Source organism: Clostridium autoethanogenum DSM 10061 (assembly GCF_001484725.1).
GTDB lineage: Bacteria > Bacillota > Clostridia > Clostridiales > Clostridiaceae > Clostridium_B > Clostridium_B ljungdahlii.
The window spans coordinates 3210355-3228733 of record NZ_CP012395.1 but is presented as its reverse complement, the minus strand read 5'-3'; the positions used below and the strand labels follow the sequence as shown (position 1 = coordinate 3228733).

The window sequence follows — 18379 nt, the reverse complement described above, 5'->3', positions numbered from 1 at the left end:
ACATAAAAAGGTTTTATTCATTATTAATCTGTTTATATGTTACAAAAATAAAGATTGAAATAAAAATAAAAAATATTATCCATAATAGCTGATAGCTTATTTTAGCAATGACAAAGCCACTAAAAACACTACCCAATCCACCACCACAAAATAAACCAAATCCAATTAATCCTGAAGGTAATCCTTTAGAATCAGATGCCACATCAAAAGCCATAGTAGCCAATGTAGATTGAACAAAAATATATCCAATACCCAAACTGATAGTGGCAACCAAACCCATTTCCCAGCAGTGAAAATTTATTAAAAATAAAGTCGTCATTAATGCAAATATTTCACCTAATATGATCACATTTTTATATCCTATTTTTACATTTAACTTTCCCATGATAGAACCTGCACCAAGACAAGCAAATCCATAAAACATTACAATTATTCCACATTCCATATAATTTAACTTTAAGGCATAGTGAAAATAGGCACCCAAATAACTATACAAACCCAAAAATAAAAATCCAGCTATAAATGCCATAGGAAAAATTATTTTCCCACTTGGTGTTAAAGTAACACATTTAACTTCAGTAAAAAACTTCTTATTTACATGAACAATATTACCTTTAGGTATGGTAAACAAAAGAAACACCGTGCATATTGCAGCTGCCACAAAAAAAATAAATAATACACGCCAGCTGACGTATCTGGCTAATGTTCCACCTAATCCAGCGCTAAAACCTTGTCCTAAAAAAACAATTCCCATAAATTTTCCAACATATTTTGATCGCTTTGAAACTGGAACAGTATCTCCAATCAAAGCCAAAGATACAGCTATAATACCTGCAGCAAAAAATCCTGTTACTGTCCTCCATACACTCAGCACAAATAAAGATCTAGCAAATGCACACCCACAAGTTCCTAAAGCAAATCCACATATAATCAATTTAAGTATTCTAACCTTACTGTAACAATCACTAAAATATCCATAAACAGGCTGCATTATTCCATAAGGTATCATATATAATGTCAATATAATACCAGTCCTGGGGATTGATGTATTAAATTCTGAAGCTATGGCCGGAAGTATCGGCGATACAAACCAATTATCAGCAGCAGAAATAAACCCTCCAATTCCTAAAATTACAATTAATATATCATATTTTAAGCTTACTTGTTCTTCATTTTTACAAATTAAATGCTTCATATTTTATATCTCCTTATATAGTATAATTAAAGTATATGAAATATATATTTTCTATACAATGCAAAAAATACTAATGTGGCCTAGTACAGATTCATAGGAAGTAGGTAGTTTTATGAAGTATGACGTTATTTACACATATATAAAAGAACAAATATTTAAAGGATATATTAAACCGGGTAAAAAATTGCCTTCTATAAGAAACATATGTAAAAAATTTGAGTGCAGCAAAATAACCGCTGCCAAAGCATATGACTTATTGATAAAAGATCACATAATATACTCTGTACCTAAAAGTGGATACTACCTTATTGAAAATAATCTAAATATGAATAATAATTTTGATAATAAAAGTATAGATTTTTCAACATCTGCTCCAGATGAACGTATTTTGCCTTATAAAGAATTTCAGGATTGTTTAAATCAAGCATTGAATTTATATAAAAAAAATCTTATCTCTCCTCCTAGTACGCAGGGAGTTGAAAACTTAATTTGTACCATACAAAAGCAGCTTCAAAATTATCAAATTTTTACTGACAAGCAGTATATATTTATAACAGCAGGCTCTCAACAAGCTATAAATATACTCACTATGATGGATTTTCCAAATGGTAAGAAAAATGTGCTTATTGAGGAACCAACCTATTACGGAGTTATAGAATCTTTAAAACTTAATAATGTAAATATTATAGGTATAAATAGGACTTCAAAAGGAATAAATCTTTATGAACTTGAAAATATATTTAAACAGAAAGATATAAAATTTTTTTATATTATCCCGCGTTTTCACAATCCTACAGGATTTTCATATTCAAATAGTGAAAAAAAACAAATATTAAAACTTTGCCACAAATATAATGTATATATAGTTGAAGATGACTATTTAGCTGACTTGGATATTGAAAAAAAGTCTGACCCAATATATGCTTTAGATTCTTACTCAAAAGTTATATATGTAAAAACCTATTCTAAAGTATTATTGCCTGGATTGAGAATTTCTGCAATTGTACTTCCAAAAGAGATACTAAAAACTTTTGGGAAATATAAAAAATGGAATGATTTAAGCACATCTGTACTTTCACAGGGAGCCTTAGAAATTTATATAAAAAGTGGTATGTTCAACATACATGCAAAAAAGCTTAGGGAGGTATATTCTAAAAGAATGGCCTGTCTTAATAAATGTGTAAAAACTTGTTACAACTCTAATATAATTTGGCACGTTCCACCTTCAGGTTTTTTTGCCAGTTTTGAGGTGGTTAACAGTACACATATAGACTATATAATTAATGAGTTAAAGTCAAAAAACATTCTTCTCATTGATCCAAATATATTTTATTTAAATACTAATATACAAAAAAAATTAGTAAGACTGAGTGTTAGTAGAACTAATACCATTGAAATTGAAAAAGGTATAAGCAAAATTTGCTCTATAATTAGATAAATTTACGTTACCTTAATTAAATCTTAAATTTCATAAATTATTGTTGAGTTTTCCATTTTTTGTGATATCATTGTATTCATAAAACTTAATATGTTAAAACTATTTTTACTATATTGCAACTAGATTAGAGAAATAATTAATTTTACTAGATAAACTATAGAGGGGATGATTATTCAATGATAAAAAAAGTATTTTCTTGTATTTTAATATCAACTTTTCTCGTGTTTTCAAATGCAGCCATTTTAAGCGTAAGTGCAAGTCCTGTAATAGCTACTAAATCAGCTTCAGATGTAATTACTGTAAGTATGGATGGAATCAATATTTCTTCAAAAGATGGACAGCCTTATCAAGATTCAAATTCAATAGTTATGGTACCTCTTAACACAGTAATGCAACAGCTTGGCAATAATTCAAATATCCAAATAAAAGATAGTTCTGCTACACTCACTACTTCTGATTACACTATAAAACTTGAAAACAATAATAAAAAAGTAATTATAAATAATGAGGTTTTTAGTTTATCCACAGCACCTATTATTAAAGGAACTACTGTTTTTGTGCCACTGGAGTTTTTCAGCCAATTCCTTGGTAAGACAATAGATTGGGATAGCAGCACAAAAACAGCCAAAATACTTACTCCTGTAAAAAATACAGAAGAATATTTTCAAAGTGTAGTAAATTCCAGCAGATATTTAAATACTTCACAAAAATTAGACAACTATTTAAGCTTACTCCAAAGTGCAGATAACTTCCACGGAAGTGTACTTGTAGCTCAAGATGGAAATATACTTATTGATAAAGGTTATGGTAAAGCAGATGCAGAACAAAACATCAAAAATGCACCACAAACTGAATTTCCAATTGGCTCCATGACAAAGCAATTTACAGCAATGGCAATAATGCAGCTAGTTGAAAAGGGATTAATCAATGAAAATGATCTCCTATCCAAGTACGTACCTGACTTTCCGAAAGGTGACACTATAACAATAAAAAATCTTCTTACCCATGCTTCAGGAATTCAAAATTGTACTAATTTTCCTGAGTTTTGGTCTATGAAACTTGACTCTTTTAAAGATATAAACAATGTAATCAATCTATTTAAAAATAAACCTTTAGAGTTCACTCCAGGAACCGATTTTGACTATACCAACTCCGGATACATTTTACTTGGATATATAGTTACAAAGGCGAGTGGAATGAGTTACATTGACTACCTTCAAAAAAATATATTTGATCCTCTTAATATGAAAAGTACAGGACTAGGTTATAATGGTGCTGATAAAATGTATACATCTACAGGCTACAGTGGTTATTTAGACCAGTATCCTGTAAGTGACGAAATAACTTTAAATGGTGCTTATGGTGCAGGAGCTCTATACTCAACTACAGAAGATTTATACAAATGGGACAGGGCGTTATATACTGAAAAATTAGTAAAACAATTCACTCTAAAAAATATATTTACAAATCATGTGCAGATGAGTAAAAATGGTCCTTATTACGGCTACGGATGGATGTTAACTGATGGCAAATATGGAAGAGAGATATATCATGGTGGAAATGTTCTAGGTTTTACAGGAAATATAGCAAGATATCCAAATAAAGATTTAACCATAATCGTGCTTACAAATGTAGGATATTATAATGTAAATTCTCTCAATGATACTTTAGCAAATATCTGTATGGGTGGAAGTTATGAGCTTCCAAGTGCAAAACAAGTAGTAAAAGTGGACAGTAAAACTCTAGATAAATATGCCGGAAGCTATACTATTCCAGGAGGGCTAAATATATCTATAACAAGTAATGGAGGCCATCTTTATTATGAACAGGGTGGCAGTAAAGCAAAATATGAACTCTTTCCAGAATCACAAAATAAATTTTTTCTCAGAGTATCCAATGTAGAAATTAAATTTAATGTAAATGTTAAAGACCAGACTACGGGATTAGATTTATATCAATTAGGTGAAGATGTCCAAATAGATAAATCCAAATAAATATAGAGTTTCTAAGTGGAAAGTTTACTTATAACAGCCATATACTAACAAATTTCATTACACTAAAAACTTTTAATAAGTCTAAAGCTTGGTATTTTGAAAACCTAAAGGTACTTAGATAAACTCGTACCTCAAACACATCTAAGTACCTAAGGTTTTCTAAAATACCAAGCTAAGACTTATTTATAAAAGTTTTTAAATGTAATTTCAATTTTGTTAGTATATTTTATGTATAAGGTAAATTTCCAATTAGAATCACTATGTAGGCTTTTTCTAACTAAAGCATTACATAAATTGTAAAGTCGCAGCTTAAAATCCCTGTAATTTATTAGACAATACTACAGTTACAATAGTGCAGAGTACTAAAACTAAGCTTAGCCTTTTTCTTATACTTTGCATTTCTATTCACCACCAAATTTGTAACCTAATTTTATTACAGTTATAATATACTTTGGAAATCGCGTATCCCTTTCTATTTTTTTTCTAATATTTTTTATATGCACATCTATAGTTCTATCCGAACCTTCAAAATCAATACCAAATACCTGCTCAATCAACTGATCACGGCTTAAAACCCTGCCTCTATTTTTAGCAAGAACGTATAAAATATTGAACTCATTAGGTGTCATAGCTATTTCTTCTCCCTTTAGCTTCACACATCTTTTATCATGGTTTATTACTAACAATCCATCTCTAGAAATAATTTCAGGTTCTTCAGCAGAAGATAGCCTTCTAAATAGTGCATTTACTCTAGCTGTGAGTTCCCTTGGACTGCATGGTTTAGTTAAGTATTCATCTGCTCCTATATTTAAGCCTTGTAATTTATCTGATAAAGTTACCTTAGCTGTCAGCATAAATATATGTACATTAGATATTCTTCTAATTGTGCTGCATACCTCCTCGCCATCAATATCTGGAAGCATTAGATCAAGTATTACTAATTTAAATTCAATTTTATTGAATAGTCTTATTCCTTCAAGACCCGTGGTCGCACAATAAACCTTATATCCTTCTCTTTCAAGATAAGCTTTTATAACATCTGATACTTTTATTTCATCCTCAATAACTAAAATAGAATCCATAACATACCTCCAATATTATTGAAACAGAGTTTTAAACATGTTCTAATACTTATACACTTATATTTGTTAGATTTTGTTGTTACTATATGTCTTATTCTAAGACATCAAAAAATTATGTTGAACTTATAAAGATAATTTAAATATCTACATAATATCTACATATTTTCTTGATATATTGTACAGGAAGATGTGATTATAATTTATCAATAATACTTTTAGGAGGTACTTAATTATGGATATGACTCATTACATGTCACTACTTGCATCCAATCAACCTTGGAACTTAATAATTTTTATGGCTATACCTGTAATATGTGCTGAAACTCTCACCATTACAGAATTCTTTATAATTTTCAATAGAATAGAAAATGGTGGCATTAAAACTTTAAATAAAATCGTTGGTATTTTCGATGGGTTTTACTTTACCGGTATATTTATCTACCTATTATTTAATGCCGTAATACCTTTAACTAATACTGGAGGATGGCATACATGGGTTGATGTGGTAGCAGTTGGTTTTTATTTAAGCGGCGTCGTATTTCTTTTACCTATAGCATTGATGGAACTTAATATAATATTTAAGAATAAAACTCCAGAATCAAAAATGAAGATTCATTTTATTCTTGTAGGGGGATTTCTTGTAGTAGCCCATGTGGCAATGATTTTTGGCATGGTAAATCCTGAAATTATAGGCAGTATGCCAACCATGCACAATATGTAGCTTATAGTTTAAAGAACACAATTCAACTTTTTAATTAAAAATAGACTTATACTCTGTATAAGTCTATTTTTACTATTATTCTTTTTAAAGCAATTTTAGAATATCTGCTTTCATTTCTAAAAGTTTTTTAGAAAATATTCTGTTTTTCTTGTTCTCATTTTCAAAATCTACGTTAATTTCTTTTTTAATCATTCCAGGTTTAGAGGATAACACATATATCCTATCGGAGAGCAAAATGGCTTCTTCTATATCATGAGTTACAAAGAGTATGCTTCTTTTCAGTTCCTGTTTCATATCAAGAATCCATCTTTGCATTTTACCTCTAGTTATAGAATCCAATGCACCAAATGGTTCATCAAGCAACATTATTTCCTCAGAAGATAGAAAAGTCCTTAAAAAACTTGCCCTCTGTCTCATGCCTCCTGAAAGTTCATAGGGATATTTCTTTTCATAGCCTTTAAGACCAACTATTTCAATATACTTAACTGCCCTTTCTCTCGATTCTCTTTTATTACTACCTCTTATATCAAGTGGAAGCACTACATTTTCCATTACAGTTTTCCAGGGCAAAAGTAAATCCTTCTGCTGCATATACCCTAGATCCCCTTTTACTGAAACCTCTCCACTATCTTCTTTAATAATACCAGTTATTATATTAAACAAAGTACTCTTTCCGCATCCACTTGGCCCTAAAATAGAAACGAATTCCCCCTTTTTTAAGTTAATGGATATATCTTTTAGTATAAGATTTTTCTCAAAACTTCTACTCACATTTTTAACTTTTATAATGGAATTATCCTGTTTATTTTGGTAAAAATTCATTTGTGAAAGCATCGCTTGTTTTTAGCTCCTTTTTAATTAACCCTTTGCTTTGCAAAAATTTAGCATATCTACTCCATACATCAGATTTCATTACACCCCATCTAGGTGCGTCTGCTATGTACTGCTTTGCCATATACTTCTGACTTTCTACAGCCAATTTCTTATCTATTTCTGGCGCATGCTTGACAAGTATTTTTGCACTTTCATCAGGATTTTTTATAGCATATTCATATCCCTTTGCTGTAGCTTTTAAAAATTTTCTAACTTTATCTGGATTTTGACTAATATTTTTATTACTAGTTATTAAAATAGGAGTGTAGTAATCAAGTGCAGGATCTAAATCTTTGACAGGTATAAAATTTAAGTCCACACCTTTTAATTTTGCTTCAACTCCAGTCCATCCCTGGTAGATCCATGCAAAATCAACATTTTTCTTCGTAGATGCAAAGAAATCATCAGTTCCCATATTTACAATCTTAAGTTTACTAAAATCTGCTCCATTTTTCTCCATAACAGCTTTGATTACAGCTTCTTCTGAAGGTGAACCCCATCCTCCGTAAACTTTTCCTTCAAAGTCCTTTACACTTTTTATATTTTTGCTTTTAGGTGACGCAAAACCTGAAGTGTTGTGCTGTATTATTGTAGCAATAGACTTTATAGGAAGTGGATCCTTGTTTGTAACTGCATAGGTTACATCTTCCTGATAGCTTACACCAAAATCTCCTTTGCCTGCAGCTACAAGATTTGTCACATTGCCTTGTGAAGGTTGAACTATCTTCACATCCAGTCCTTCCTCCTTATAATATCCTTTATCTAGTGCTACATATAATCCTGTATGATCTGTGTTCGGAGTCCAGTCAAGTATTACTGTAGTTTTATCTAAAGAAGCAGCTTGCTGTTTCTTTTCATCCGTTCCACATCCCCCAAATAACAAACCTATAATAAATATAGTTACCGACAAAAATATAATTTTATTTTTTTTCATATTCGTCTCCTCTATTTCCAATGTATTATTTTTTTACCTATGAAATCTATAATATAAATTATTATAATGCTTACAATAACAATGACTAAAATTGAAGCAAAAACCTTGTCCAATTGATAGGCATTTTTTGCCCTTACCATGTATACCCCAATGCCATTATCTCCTCCAAGCCACTCACCTATAATTGCAGACATTATCATATAAGTTGCTGCTATTTTTAAGCCTGAAAAAAAATTCACCATGGCATAAGGAAGTTTTAGATGATAAAATGTCTGTAACTTTGAGGCCTTCATAGTGCTAAATAAGTTTATATAATCTCTGTCTACTTTCTCAAAGCCATCTACGAGACTTACAACTATCGGAAAAAAGCATACCATTACCACTACTATTATTTTAGGAAGTACCCCAAACCCAAACCATATTATAAACAAAGGTGCAATTGCTATAGTTGGAATAGTTTGAGATATTAGTAAAATAGGATATATTGACTTTCTCACAATTTCAAAACTATCCATTATTATAGCTAATATAAAGGAAAATATTATAGATATAAAAAAACCTATAAAAGACTCGTACAATGTGGTTTCCGTATTTTCCATTATATTTTGAAAATCTGATACAAGAGTTTTTAAAATATCCAGCGGAGAAGGAATAATATACTGAGGAACATGGGCTAAGTTTATTGTTAACTGCCATATAATCACAACTATTATTATTGTAGCTATAGGATATATTTTACTTTGAATGTTTTTTGTTTTTTCCATATATAAGCACCTTCAGTCTATAATTTTAATTTATTAAAATTGTCATAAATTTTTTCTCTAACTTCTTCAAACTGGAGATTCTTTATTAAAGAAATTTTTCTTACAATATTTATAACTTCAGATGGATATCCATATTTTTTATTTATCCATTCAAGTGAATTAGGGCCATCAGTTTCTGTTAAAATTCTGCCTAGAGGAAGAATTTTTACTATCTCATCTGTAAGTTTAGAATATCCTATATCAACACTTATTGTAAAATAGCACCCATACTCCAAAAGCTTTTTCAATATATTCAAATCTCCACTATACCAATGAATTATAGGTGTTCTTAAATCATATTTTCTTATGTAATCCAATACCTCCTTTTCTGCTCCTTTAGTATGAATATTTGTTATTTTGTCATATTTCTTAGCTTTACCTAAAAAGTATTCAAATACTAGATTCATATAAGGATATTTTTCTTTCTCCAGAACCCAATAGTAGTCAAGTCCTATTTCTCCAATAATTTTACATTCCTTTACATAATCATCGAACTTATCTAAATCCTTGTAGTTTTTATGCGCCTCCCAGGGATGTATTCCAAAACATGGAGTTATATTTTTATTATATTCACTTAATTTTTTTGTAAATATATAACTCTCTAAATCCATAGAACATCCCAAGGTTTTGATATTGCTGTGATTTATACTATCAATTGCATTACTTAAATTGTCTTTATAAAAATCCATATGATTATGCGCATCTACAAACATTTTATTCTCTCCCTATACTTTAACAAAAATAAAAAGCACTATTATAAAAACAGTGCTTTGAATCCAATATTAAAGTAGCTTTCCTACGTCGGCGTTACCCGAATCAGGTTCAAAGGGTTAAAGTTTTCACTTTTCTCAGCACAAATGGCACCCCTGGCACTATAAATAATTTTAGATTAATTACATTTTTATACTAACACTTATCCAAATAAATGTAAATATATTATTTGTTCTTGTCCAAATTTAGTTTTTTAATTAAATTATGTCTCAAAATATAATCTGAATAACCAAGCTGATTCAATATGTAATCTTCTTCTTTTTCAAGTTTATCACTTTTAGAAATTTTATTTCCCGTATTTACATCATAATAAATATCATCTTGTGAAGAATAATAACAATCTTTATCTATAAAAGAACCATTTCTAAATGTAACTCTTTCGCTCTCAGGATTAAAGAGGTCTTTACCAAGCATGTCTTCTTCCTTAAGTTTAAATAAATTGCATACCGTAGGATATATGTCCATCTGACCTCCATAAACATGGTTTACTCCTTTCACAGATTCATCAGGGAAATGAATAAACATAGGAACCTTTTGAAGCTTTTCCCACTCTAAATCGGATTTGGAACTCGTCTTCAAAAAGTTAAAAAGCTGATCTTGTTTATCTTTAGGTATTGCATAATGATCTCCATATAGTACAACTATTGAATTTTTTAAAGTACCATTTTTGTCTAGTTCATCTAAGAACATTCCAAGCTGTTCATCTGTATAATGTATTGCCTTCATGTAATTTCCAATAAGACTTCCTTTATAATCTCCTACATCAAAGTCCCCATATTTATTTACATCATCATAAGGGAAATGACTTGTTAGAGTTATTAAAAAAGCATAGTATGGGCTTTTCATATTTTTTAACTTCTCCACAGATTGAGTTAAAAAAGATTTATCACTTAAACCAAGTCCTATAGACTCATTTTGCTTATAACTTTTTTCGCCATAAAAATTATCAAAACCAAATTTTCTATACATTACATTTCTATTCCAAAAGCTTTCCCTGAATCCGTGTAAAGCTGCAGTGTAATAACCTTTATTCTTAAAATTTTTCGGCATTGCATTGTATTCATTGCCAGAGTAAAGCAAATAAGCTGCACCTGCTGATGCAGGATAAAGTGAATTGTTTGTCATAAATTCCGCATCAGAAGTTCCTCCAGCTGCCACCTGATAGTAAAAATTATCAAAATATTCCGAACGCGATATCCATCTATTTAAATTCGGAGTTATCTCCTTTCCATTTACAGAAGAATTTATAACAAATCCTTGAAGTGCTTCTACCTGTATCATTATCAAGTTTTTACCTTGTCCGATTCCATTTAAATTTTCATGACTGGACTTGCTTTTATCTATAAAATACTCTATAGCCTGAAACTTGTCCTTAGACACGGGAGTTAGTCTATTTATATTAGCAAAAACACAATTATAAATATCCAGGCAGTGATAATTTACTGTACCCAATTTTTTTGCTATATACACTTTATTATACATAGTTGTAAGAAGTCTTGGCTGTTCTTTTGATAAAGCATAAAAGCTTTTGAAATCAATAAAAATACCTACTAAAATAAATACTAAAAACATTGATACTCTAACTTTTGTAGAAAGCTTCCTATTTTGGCTTGTCAAATACCTATTTATAAAAGGAATTATAAATACAATATCAAAAAGATATAAAAAATCTTTAAAGTCCAGTAAATTAGCCACGCTAGATTTTACTGCATTTAATTGAAATCCGCTTATCAAGACAGATACAGATATGATATCTTTAAAATATTTATAATAGATTAGGTCACTAACTATTAATATACTTATAATGCAATTACATATATACAAAAATCTAGCACGACCTCTGGTTTTAAAAATGCAGGCAATGGATACCAATACAAATACTGAAGCTAATGCTGGAATAAATGAGCTTTTAAATGAACTCATATGTTTTCCATATACTAATATTTTAAACATTACTACAGTTACAAAAAAAATTACATCTATAAAATTTGTAAAAAAAGACTTAATTTTATCCATATTACTTTCCCCCTATGGACATTTGTAATCCTAAAATTAATGAAACTAATATGTATAATTATAAAACAATATGTTAACAAAATGAAAGTATTTTTTCGTACCTATTTACATAAATGCCATAGTGTAGCATAATATATTTATTACGAAGAAGTTAAAAGAATTAGGAGGTTGTATATTTAATGGGAGAAAAAGAAGATAATATAGAAGAACTCTCAGTAAATGAAGAAGACAAAAAACAATTTTTGGAAGAACTTAAAAATAAAAATTTAGAAGAAGAGAAAAAACTTGAAGAGCTTAAAAATAAAAAATTAGAAGAACAAAAAAAGCTTGAGGAAGAAAAAGCAAGATTTGAAGAAGAGCAGAAAAAGAAGGAATTAGAAGAACAAAATAAACAAGTAGAGCATATTGAAGAACAGCACACTAATGAAGAAGCCTCAGCCACAACTGAACCTAGTGAGGATAAGTCAAGTAAGAAAAAGGGAACTTTGATGCAGAATTTCAAAATTTCTTTCATAGACACAGCTGTATCAGCTGTAGTTTCAATAGCAGCTCTATATTTATTTGACTTGCTATTAAGACTTATATTTGGATACTATGTGTCGGATATGAAGGGAGTATTTATTATACTATTTGTAGTAATACTAATTCTATATCCTATTATAATGAGAAGTTCCAAATTAAATAAAACATTAGGTGAAAAGTTCGCCAAAACAACATCCATAGAAAGGAAAGATTAAAAGTTGAAAAAAGGCAGCGAATATGAATTTTTCATAGAAGAACTACAATTTCCAGCTATAGGAATAGCAAAAAAAGATGATATGGACGTACTTATTAAAAATACTGTTCCAGGTCAAAAGGTAAAAGCTAGAATTACAAAGAAAACAAAACACTATTTAGAAGCAAAAGTTACAGAAATACTTGAAAATGTAAATTATGCAGTAGATCCGTTTTGTCCTCATTTTAATTTATGCGGTGGATGTACCTCTCAGTTTATACCTTATGACAAGCAATTAGAACTAAAAGAAAAACAAGTCCTAGATCTATTTGAAAAGGCATCCATTTGTGACTTTGAATTTCTAGGCATAGAAAAAAGTCCTGAAAAAACCGGATATAGGAATAAGATGGAATTTTCCTTTGGTGATGAGCAAAGGGGAGGACAACTCACCCTTGGAATGCATATAAAAGGAAGATCTTTTGGCGTTGTAAATGTAGATAATTGCAACCTAGTAGATGCAGATTTTACACTTATTTTAGATAAAGTTGTGACTTATTTCAGGGAAAAAAATTTACCATATTACAAAATAAAAAACCACGAGGGATATCTGAGAAATTTAGTATTGAGAAAAGGCAGAAATACTGGAGAAATACTTATAAACATTGTGACAACTTCTCAAATACAATTTGATTTAGATGGTTTTAATAAGTTATTGCAAGATCTCAACTATAAAGGCACTTTAGTTGGGATACTTCATACTGTAAACGACAATCTATCAGACATGGTAAAAGCAGATAAAGTAGAAATACTATATGGTAGAGATTATATTATAGAAGAAATTTTAGGATTGAAGTTTAAAATTTCTCCTGAATCTTTCTTTCAGACTAATTCAAGGGGTACGGAAAAACTGTATTCTATAATTAAAGATTTTCTTGGAGATGTTTCCTCAAAAACAGTTTTTGACTTGTACTGCGGTACGGGAACTATAGGTCAAGTTTTAGCTTCCAGTGTAAATAAAGTAATAGGAGTAGAACTTATAGAAAAGGCTGTTGCTTCTGCTAATGAAAATGCCAGGCTAAATAATATAAAAAACTGTAGGTTCATAGCCGGAGATGTAAAAGATGTTTTAAATACTTTAGAGGATAAACCAGGCATAATAATACTTGATCCACCAAGGCCAGGAGTTCATCCTAAAGCATTAAAATATGTAATTGATTTTAATGCACCTGAAATAATTTACGTATCCTGTAATCCTAAAACTTTAGTTCAAGATTTAAATGTATTAATTGATGCAGGTTACAATGTAGATAAAGTAAAACTTATGGATATGTTTCCTCACACTCCCCACGTTGAAACCGTAGTTAAACTAAGCAAGTAAAATCTAAAGTGCACCTTAAATATTAGTTAACTTTCTCTAACATTTAAGGTGCACTTCATTCATAATTCTTTTCACTAAGACTATATTGTATCCACTGTTTCTACCCAACCAAAAATATCTTCATCTTCACCATATTGGATGTTTACAAGTTTATTATAAAGTTCTTCTGTTATTTTTCCTACCTTGTTATCGCCAGCATAAACAGTTTCTCCTTTATAACATAAACCACCAACAGGAGCTATAACTGCTGCCGTACCTATTCCAAACATTTCAGTAATTTCTTTATCTTTAATTCCTTTCACAACTTCATCTATTGATATATTTCTTTCTTCAACCTCATATCCTAAATGAGCTGCCAATTTTATTACAGAGTCTCTAGTTATACCAGGAAGTATTGAACCTGTAAGCTTTGGCGTTACAAGCTTATTGCCATAAACGAAGAAAATATTCATAGACCCTGCTTCTTCTATATATTTATTTTCTTTAGCGTCTAACCAAAGTACCTGAGAAAATCCCTCCTTCTCTGCCTTTAAGCCTGCTAGAAGGCTTGCAGCATAATTTCCTCCTGTTTTTGCATCTCCAACTCCACCTACAACTGCACGAACAAGCTTGTCCTCTACATATAAGCTAACAGTATTGAAACCACTGCTAAAATATGCTCCGACAGCAGTTATAAAAATGCAAAAATTATATTCTGGTGAAGGATGAACACCTAAAGCCACTCCTGTTCCCATAAGCGTAGGCCTTATATAAAGGGATGTGCCCTTTTCCTTTGGAAGCCACCTTTTATCTATTTTAACAAGTTCCTTTACAGCTTCTACAAAAACATCCTCTGGAACTGGTGTCATACACAATCTTTCAGCAGACTTATACATTCTTTTAGCATTATCAAATGGTCTAAATAAAAGCACTCTTCCATCTTCTGAATAATATGCCTTCATTCCTTCAAAAACTTCTTGAGAATACTGTATTACCACTGATGCAGGATCAAAGGACATTGGCTCATATTTTTTAAGTTCCCCCTTTTCCCATCCCTTTTCCTTAGTCCATTTCATAGTAAACATATAATCCGTATAAATCATACCAAATCCCAAGCTATCATAATCTTTATACATTAGTTTTAATTCATTATCTGGAATTTTCTTTGTCAAAAAATCCATTATACTCACTCCTATCACTATATCGCATTTTCTTCATTTTCTTCATATAAATCTTCATGTGAAACTTCATGGCTTTTTCTATAAATTTGACTAAACACAAATCCTACAATTGTCCATCCTAATACTATATAAGGAAAGAGATTTGCCGGATAGCTTGGTACAGGATAAATATTAGAATAGAAAGCAAAAGCAAGTCCAAGTAATCCTACTGTAGGAAGTATCAAATTATGAATTTTCCATATATTTTTAGATTTAAAATATATTATAGCCCCAAGACATGTTAGTAAATAAGATATCAATAAAGCTAACGCACCAATTGTCCCTAAATATCCAAAAGTAGTTATCCCATCATTTTTAAACATTAAACAAATTATAACTACTGCTGCTGCTAGCATTACATTAAGTGCTATATAAGGCGTACTGTGCTTATGATGAACTTTTGTAAATACATTTGGGACATTGCCATCTCTGCTCATTGTAAAAAGAATTCTTGCACCTGCTGTTAACGCACCTAGTGCTGATGAAAAAGCCGATAAACTTGCTCCAAATGTTAGTACTATAGCAAATGATTTTCCTATATACTTTTGGGATAAATCTACAGTAGTTGAAGAAGACTTTGTAAGAGCCTCTAATCCGCCTTTAGTAATTCCAAATCCTATAACCTGAGCATAACTTACAAAAATAAAGAACAATCCCGTTACTATAACCGTACTCGCAAGAGCAAAAGGTATTATTTTTTTAGGATCTTTACTTTCCTCTCCTAAACTCGATGCTCCTTCAAAACCACCAAAACACAAAAGTGCAACAACTCCAGCACTACCTATACTTCCAACACTGTTTCCATTAAGTTTAAAAGGTGCCAAGCTTAAACCTGTAGTCATGGCAGTTTTTGCAATTATTACAACAGAAAGCACAAGTATCATTAATATTGTTATGCCTTCAAATGCTAACATTACCCTTGTACTTATTGCTACTTCATTAATTGAAATGTACCACATAGTAATGCCGCATATTATTGCAACTGGTATCCATGGGAGTTTAACTCCGCTAACTTGATTTATAAATTCTGTAAAAAGTCCAGAAAAGGCACAACAGCATCCAGTAAAGAACATAAAATATGCCAAAAATAGTATCCATCCCGAAGCTGTTCCCGCTTTCTTACCCAAGGATTTTTGAACAAAAGTATAAACAGAACCTGCAGTTGAAATATACTGATTAAATTTTACAAAAGCTATAGCTACACATCCTATTACAAGTGTGCTTACAAAAAACACTAATCCAGTTGAGTATGAAGCAATACCAGCCATTAAAGTTACATTCATAGACATAGCAAAGGTTGGCGCTATAATAGCAACAGATAGTGCTATTACCTCAAGATAATTCAATTGGTTTTTCTTTAATTCATTCTTAGCCAATGCAATTCCCCCCTTAAATTTAATATCTTAATTACTTAACACTGGATTTTATTAGTACAAGGATTCTGTAACCTTAATAATATTGGTAAGTGTACTATTTATAGGTGTTAAAACATTGTACTTCTTGCCAAGCTCTACTACTGTCCCACCAAAAATCTCAATTTCTGTTTTTCTCTTAGCCAGTATATCCTGGCACATTGAAGTTTTTCCCTCAGGTGACAGTTTATTCAAAACCTTCACCCAGTCTTCTATATCTTCTTCTGTGAGATTAACTCCTGCCTTTTGAGATACTAAAATAACTTCTTCCATAGCATTTCTCATTATATTTATGGCAGCTTTTTCTCTTTGAAATACACCATAATTTGCCTTTAAAACAGCTGAGGTTTGGTTAATACCTACATTAACCATGAATTTCCACCACAATGATCTAAGCATATCCTTTGGAATCTTGTTTTCAATTTTAGCCTTATTGAAAAATTCTTTAAGGGTTTTGACCTTGTCCGTTAATGTATCATTGCTTTCCTCACCAAAATCTATATATCCAATATTTTTAAAGTTTACATTTTGATGTCCTTCCCTTACAGCATCTATTCCTGCTGATATTGAATAAAGCACTTTATCCTTTCCATAAACTTCTCCAAGTATCTCTTCACTGGTAATTCCATTTAACAGAGATATTATAATGGTATTATCACCTACATGATTTTTAATCTGAGTAACTGCTTCTTTTAATTGATTATACTTTACCGCAACTATTATTAAATCTGCAGCCTCACATTTTTCATCTGGTTCTGCAACATCATAAAAGTATCTCTCTCCATTTATTACAAAGCCATCTTTTCTATACCTCTTAGCTCTTTTTCCTTCGGCAATTATCTTTACGTTAATATCTTGTATATTTTTAAAAATTTGGCTTGAATAAGCACATCCCATTGCACCCATTCCAATTATAGATACATTTTTTATTTCTCTAATCATTACAATAGGAACCCCTTTTTCTTATTTATTTGAAAATGCCTTATTACTCATTAACTATTGCAAAAGCACGTACTGGAAATCCTGGAGCATTTTTAGCTTTTGGAACCACACAGAAAATTATTGATCCTACTGGTGGAACTTTATCCAAATTTGTCATTACTTCGATTTGATATTTATCTTGATTTAATATATAATTTTCACCTTTAAAGCCATATTCAGCTTGTCTTATTGGAGCATCTGTATCAAATGGTTCATGGCCACTTGCTGCTATCTTTCGTGTTTCATATAAAAACTCCAATGTTTCATATGCCCATCCTGGATAATGAAGATTTCCTTCACTGTCTGCATTTGAACACTTTTCTTGATCTGGCCAATTTTTACCCCAATCCGTTCTCATTGCCACAAAAGAACCTTCTGGAATAATACCGTACTCAGCTTCAAATGCAAGCAAATCTTCAAGTGTAAGTTCATAATCAGGATTTTCTTTAAACTTTTCTGAACAATCAATAACTACAAGAGGAAGAACCATTTCTTTAAGTTCTATATCCTCAATAAGTCTTTTCCCTGCTGCAAAGTGTCCTGGGGCATCCATATGTGTTCCATACTGTCCTGGAAAAGTATATTGATTGACAAATATACCATCCTTCTCAATTGTAAAAAGAGTTTCAATTTTTTCAGCCTTAAAGCCAGACCACTTTGGTGTATCTGAACCAAAGGCATGTGTTAAATCAACCCATTTGCATTTTTTTAAATCAATTAATGTTTTCCACAAGTCTACATTTATTGTCATTTTTCATCTCTCCTCTGCATTTTTATTCATATTTTGTAAAATATTCGCGAATCGTAAATCTTTATTATAATATATATCCATTTATCAAAATAGTCAATACTTTTTTAATAAATCGT

The 18379-nt window shown here is 30.6% G+C and carries 16 protein-coding genes and 1 riboswitch; of the genes, 5 read left to right on the top strand and 11 right to left on the bottom strand.

The genetic code is table 11. From position 1 onward, the window contains the following. Window positions 1–13: 13 nt before the first annotated feature. Window positions 14–1195: an MFS transporter gene (locus CLAU_RS14585; protein WP_023162940.1), complete on the bottom strand. Its 1182-nt coding sequence runs from the start codon at window positions 1193–1195 to the stop codon at window positions 14–16. A 112-nt stretch (window positions 1196–1307) separates the two neighbouring features. On the opposite strand from CLAU_RS14585, the gene CLAU_RS14580 reads away from it, so the two are divergent. Further along, complete coding sequence (locus tag CLAU_RS14580; protein ID WP_023162939.1) at window positions 1308–2633, top strand: aminotransferase-like domain-containing protein; 1326 nt, start codon at window positions 1308–1310, stop codon at window positions 2631–2633. Window positions 2634–2809: 176 nt separating this feature from the next. After that, complete coding sequence (locus CLAU_RS14575; RefSeq protein WP_023162938.1) at window positions 2810–4627, top strand: serine hydrolase; 1818 nt, start codon at window positions 2810–2812, stop codon at window positions 4625–4627. A 401-nt stretch (window positions 4628–5028) separates the two neighbouring features. On the opposite strand, the gene CLAU_RS14570 is transcribed toward CLAU_RS14575, so the two are convergent. Next, window positions 5029–5709, bottom strand: coding sequence for a response regulator transcription factor (locus CLAU_RS14570; protein WP_013237548.1), 681 nt, complete (start codon window positions 5707–5709; stop codon window positions 5029–5031). Between the two features lie 232 nt (window positions 5710–5941). Between CLAU_RS14570 and CLAU_RS14565 the strand changes: the two genes are divergently transcribed. Then, on the top strand, window positions 5942–6430 hold the full coding sequence (locus CLAU_RS14565; protein WP_013237547.1) for a DUF6803 family protein: 489 nt from the start codon (window positions 5942–5944) through the stop codon (window positions 6428–6430). Between the two features lie 84 nt (window positions 6431–6514). Here CLAU_RS14565 and CLAU_RS14560 read toward each other — a convergent pair whose 3' ends face one another. The 5 genes from CLAU_RS14560 to CLAU_RS14540 form a co-directional block, all read right to left on the bottom strand. Then, window positions 6515–7252 carry an ABC transporter ATP-binding protein gene (locus CLAU_RS14560; protein WP_013237546.1) on the bottom strand — a complete coding sequence of 246 codons (738 nt, stop codon included), beginning with the start codon at window positions 7250–7252 and terminating at the stop codon, window positions 6515–6517. Then, window positions 7233–8237: an ABC transporter substrate-binding protein gene (locus CLAU_RS14555; RefSeq protein WP_023162936.1), complete on the bottom strand. Its 1005-nt coding sequence runs from the start codon at window positions 8235–8237 to the stop codon at window positions 7233–7235. Before CLAU_RS14555 ends, CLAU_RS14560 begins: the two co-directional genes overlap by 20 nt. A gap of 11 nt (window positions 8238–8248) precedes the next feature. Then, window positions 8249–9001, bottom strand: coding sequence for an ABC transporter permease (locus CLAU_RS14550; RefSeq protein WP_029170017.1), 753 nt, complete (start codon window positions 8999–9001; stop codon window positions 8249–8251). A 17-nt stretch (window positions 9002–9018) separates the two neighbouring features. Then, on the bottom strand, window positions 9019–9753 hold the full coding sequence (locus tag CLAU_RS14545) for a TatD family hydrolase (RefSeq protein WP_013237543.1): 735 nt from the start codon (window positions 9751–9753) through the stop codon (window positions 9019–9021). 63 nt (window positions 9754–9816) lie between these two features. Next, window positions 9817–9918, bottom strand: a riboswitch (TPP riboswitch). 58 nt (window positions 9919–9976) lie between these two features. Next, window positions 9977–11827, bottom strand: a complete 1851-nt coding sequence (locus CLAU_RS14540) for an LTA synthase family protein (protein ID WP_023162935.1) — start codon at window positions 11825–11827, stop codon at window positions 9977–9979. A 179-nt stretch (window positions 11828–12006) separates the two neighbouring features. Here CLAU_RS14540 and CLAU_RS14535 point away from each other — a divergent pair, with 179 nt between their 5' ends. Next, window positions 12007–12564 (top strand): hypothetical protein, encoded by a 558-nt coding sequence (locus CLAU_RS14535; protein ID WP_023162934.1) that lies wholly within the window; start codon window positions 12007–12009, stop codon window positions 12562–12564. Between the two features lie 3 nt (window positions 12565–12567). Then, window positions 12568–13920 (top strand): 23S rRNA (uracil(1939)-C(5))-methyltransferase RlmD, encoded by a 1353-nt coding sequence (rlmD, locus tag CLAU_RS14530; protein ID WP_023162933.1) that lies wholly within the window; start codon window positions 12568–12570, stop codon window positions 13918–13920. An 80-nt stretch (window positions 13921–14000) separates the two neighbouring features. Here rlmD and CLAU_RS14525 read toward each other — a convergent pair whose 3' ends face one another. Genes CLAU_RS14525 through CLAU_RS14510 form a run of 4 tightly spaced genes read right to left on the bottom strand, consistent with a single transcriptional unit; the run spans window position 14001 to window position 18263 of the window. Beyond that, complete coding sequence (locus CLAU_RS14525) at window positions 14001–15080, bottom strand: branched-chain amino acid aminotransferase (RefSeq protein ID WP_023162932.1); 1080 nt, start codon at window positions 15078–15080, stop codon at window positions 14001–14003. A gap of 17 nt (window positions 15081–15097) precedes the next feature. After that, window positions 15098–16495 (bottom strand): APC family permease, encoded by a 1398-nt coding sequence (locus CLAU_RS14520; RefSeq protein WP_023162931.1) that lies wholly within the window; start codon window positions 16493–16495, stop codon window positions 15098–15100. A gap of 51 nt (window positions 16496–16546) precedes the next feature. Next, window positions 16547–17473 carry a ketopantoate reductase family protein gene (locus tag CLAU_RS14515; protein ID WP_023162930.1) on the bottom strand — a complete coding sequence of 309 codons (927 nt, stop codon included), beginning with the start codon at window positions 17471–17473 and terminating at the stop codon, window positions 16547–16549. A 43-nt stretch (window positions 17474–17516) separates the two neighbouring features. Continuing rightward, window positions 17517–18263, bottom strand: coding sequence for a cyclase family protein (locus CLAU_RS14510; RefSeq protein ID WP_013237536.1), 747 nt, complete (start codon window positions 18261–18263; stop codon window positions 17517–17519). Window positions 18264–18379 lie beyond the last annotated feature (116 nt).

What these genes read in the sequence shown, in the direction of transcription:
- CLAU_RS14565 (WP_013237547.1), top strand. Translation starts at nt 5,942, where the DNA reads ATGGATATGACTCATTACATGTCACTACTTGCATCCAATCAACCTTGG.
- CLAU_RS14510 (WP_013237536.1), bottom strand. Translation starts at nt 18,263, where the DNA reads ATGACAATAAATGTAGACTTGTGGAAAACATTAATTGATTTAAAAAAA.
- CLAU_RS14545 (WP_013237543.1), bottom strand. Translation starts at nt 9,753, where the DNA reads ATGTTTGTAGATGCGCATAATCATATGGATTTTTATAAAGACAATTTA.
- CLAU_RS14540 (WP_023162935.1), bottom strand. Translation starts at nt 11,827, where the DNA reads ATGGATAAAATTAAGTCTTTTTTTACAAATTTTATAGATGTAATTTTT.
- CLAU_RS14560 (WP_013237546.1), bottom strand. Translation starts at nt 7,252, where the DNA reads ATGAATTTTTACCAAAATAAACAGGATAATTCCATTATAAAAGTTAAA.
- CLAU_RS14555 (WP_023162936.1), bottom strand. Translation starts at nt 8,237, where the DNA reads ATGAAAAAAAATAAAATTATATTTTTGTCGGTAACTATATTTATTATA.
- CLAU_RS14515 (WP_023162930.1), bottom strand. Translation starts at nt 17,473, where the DNA reads ATGATTAGAGAAATAAAAAATGTATCTATAATTGGAATGGGTGCAATG.
- CLAU_RS14575 (WP_023162938.1), top strand. Translation starts at nt 2,810, where the DNA reads ATGATAAAAAAAGTATTTTCTTGTATTTTAATATCAACTTTTCTCGTG.
- CLAU_RS14535 (WP_023162934.1), top strand. Translation starts at nt 12,007, where the DNA reads ATGGGAGAAAAAGAAGATAATATAGAAGAACTCTCAGTAAATGAAGAA.
- CLAU_RS14525 (WP_023162932.1), bottom strand. Translation starts at nt 15,080, where the DNA reads ATGGATTTTTTGACAAAGAAAATTCCAGATAATGAATTAAAACTAATG.
- CLAU_RS14580 (WP_023162939.1), top strand. Translation starts at nt 1,308, where the DNA reads ATGAAGTATGACGTTATTTACACATATATAAAAGAACAAATATTTAAA.
- CLAU_RS14550 (WP_029170017.1), bottom strand. Translation starts at nt 9,001, where the DNA reads ATGGAAAAAACAAAAAACATTCAAAGTAAAATATATCCTATAGCTACA.
- CLAU_RS14570 (WP_013237548.1), bottom strand. Translation starts at nt 5,709, where the DNA reads ATGGATTCTATTTTAGTTATTGAGGATGAAATAAAAGTATCAGATGTT.
- CLAU_RS14585 (WP_023162940.1), bottom strand. Translation starts at nt 1,195, where the DNA reads ATGAAGCATTTAATTTGTAAAAATGAAGAACAAGTAAGCTTAAAATAT.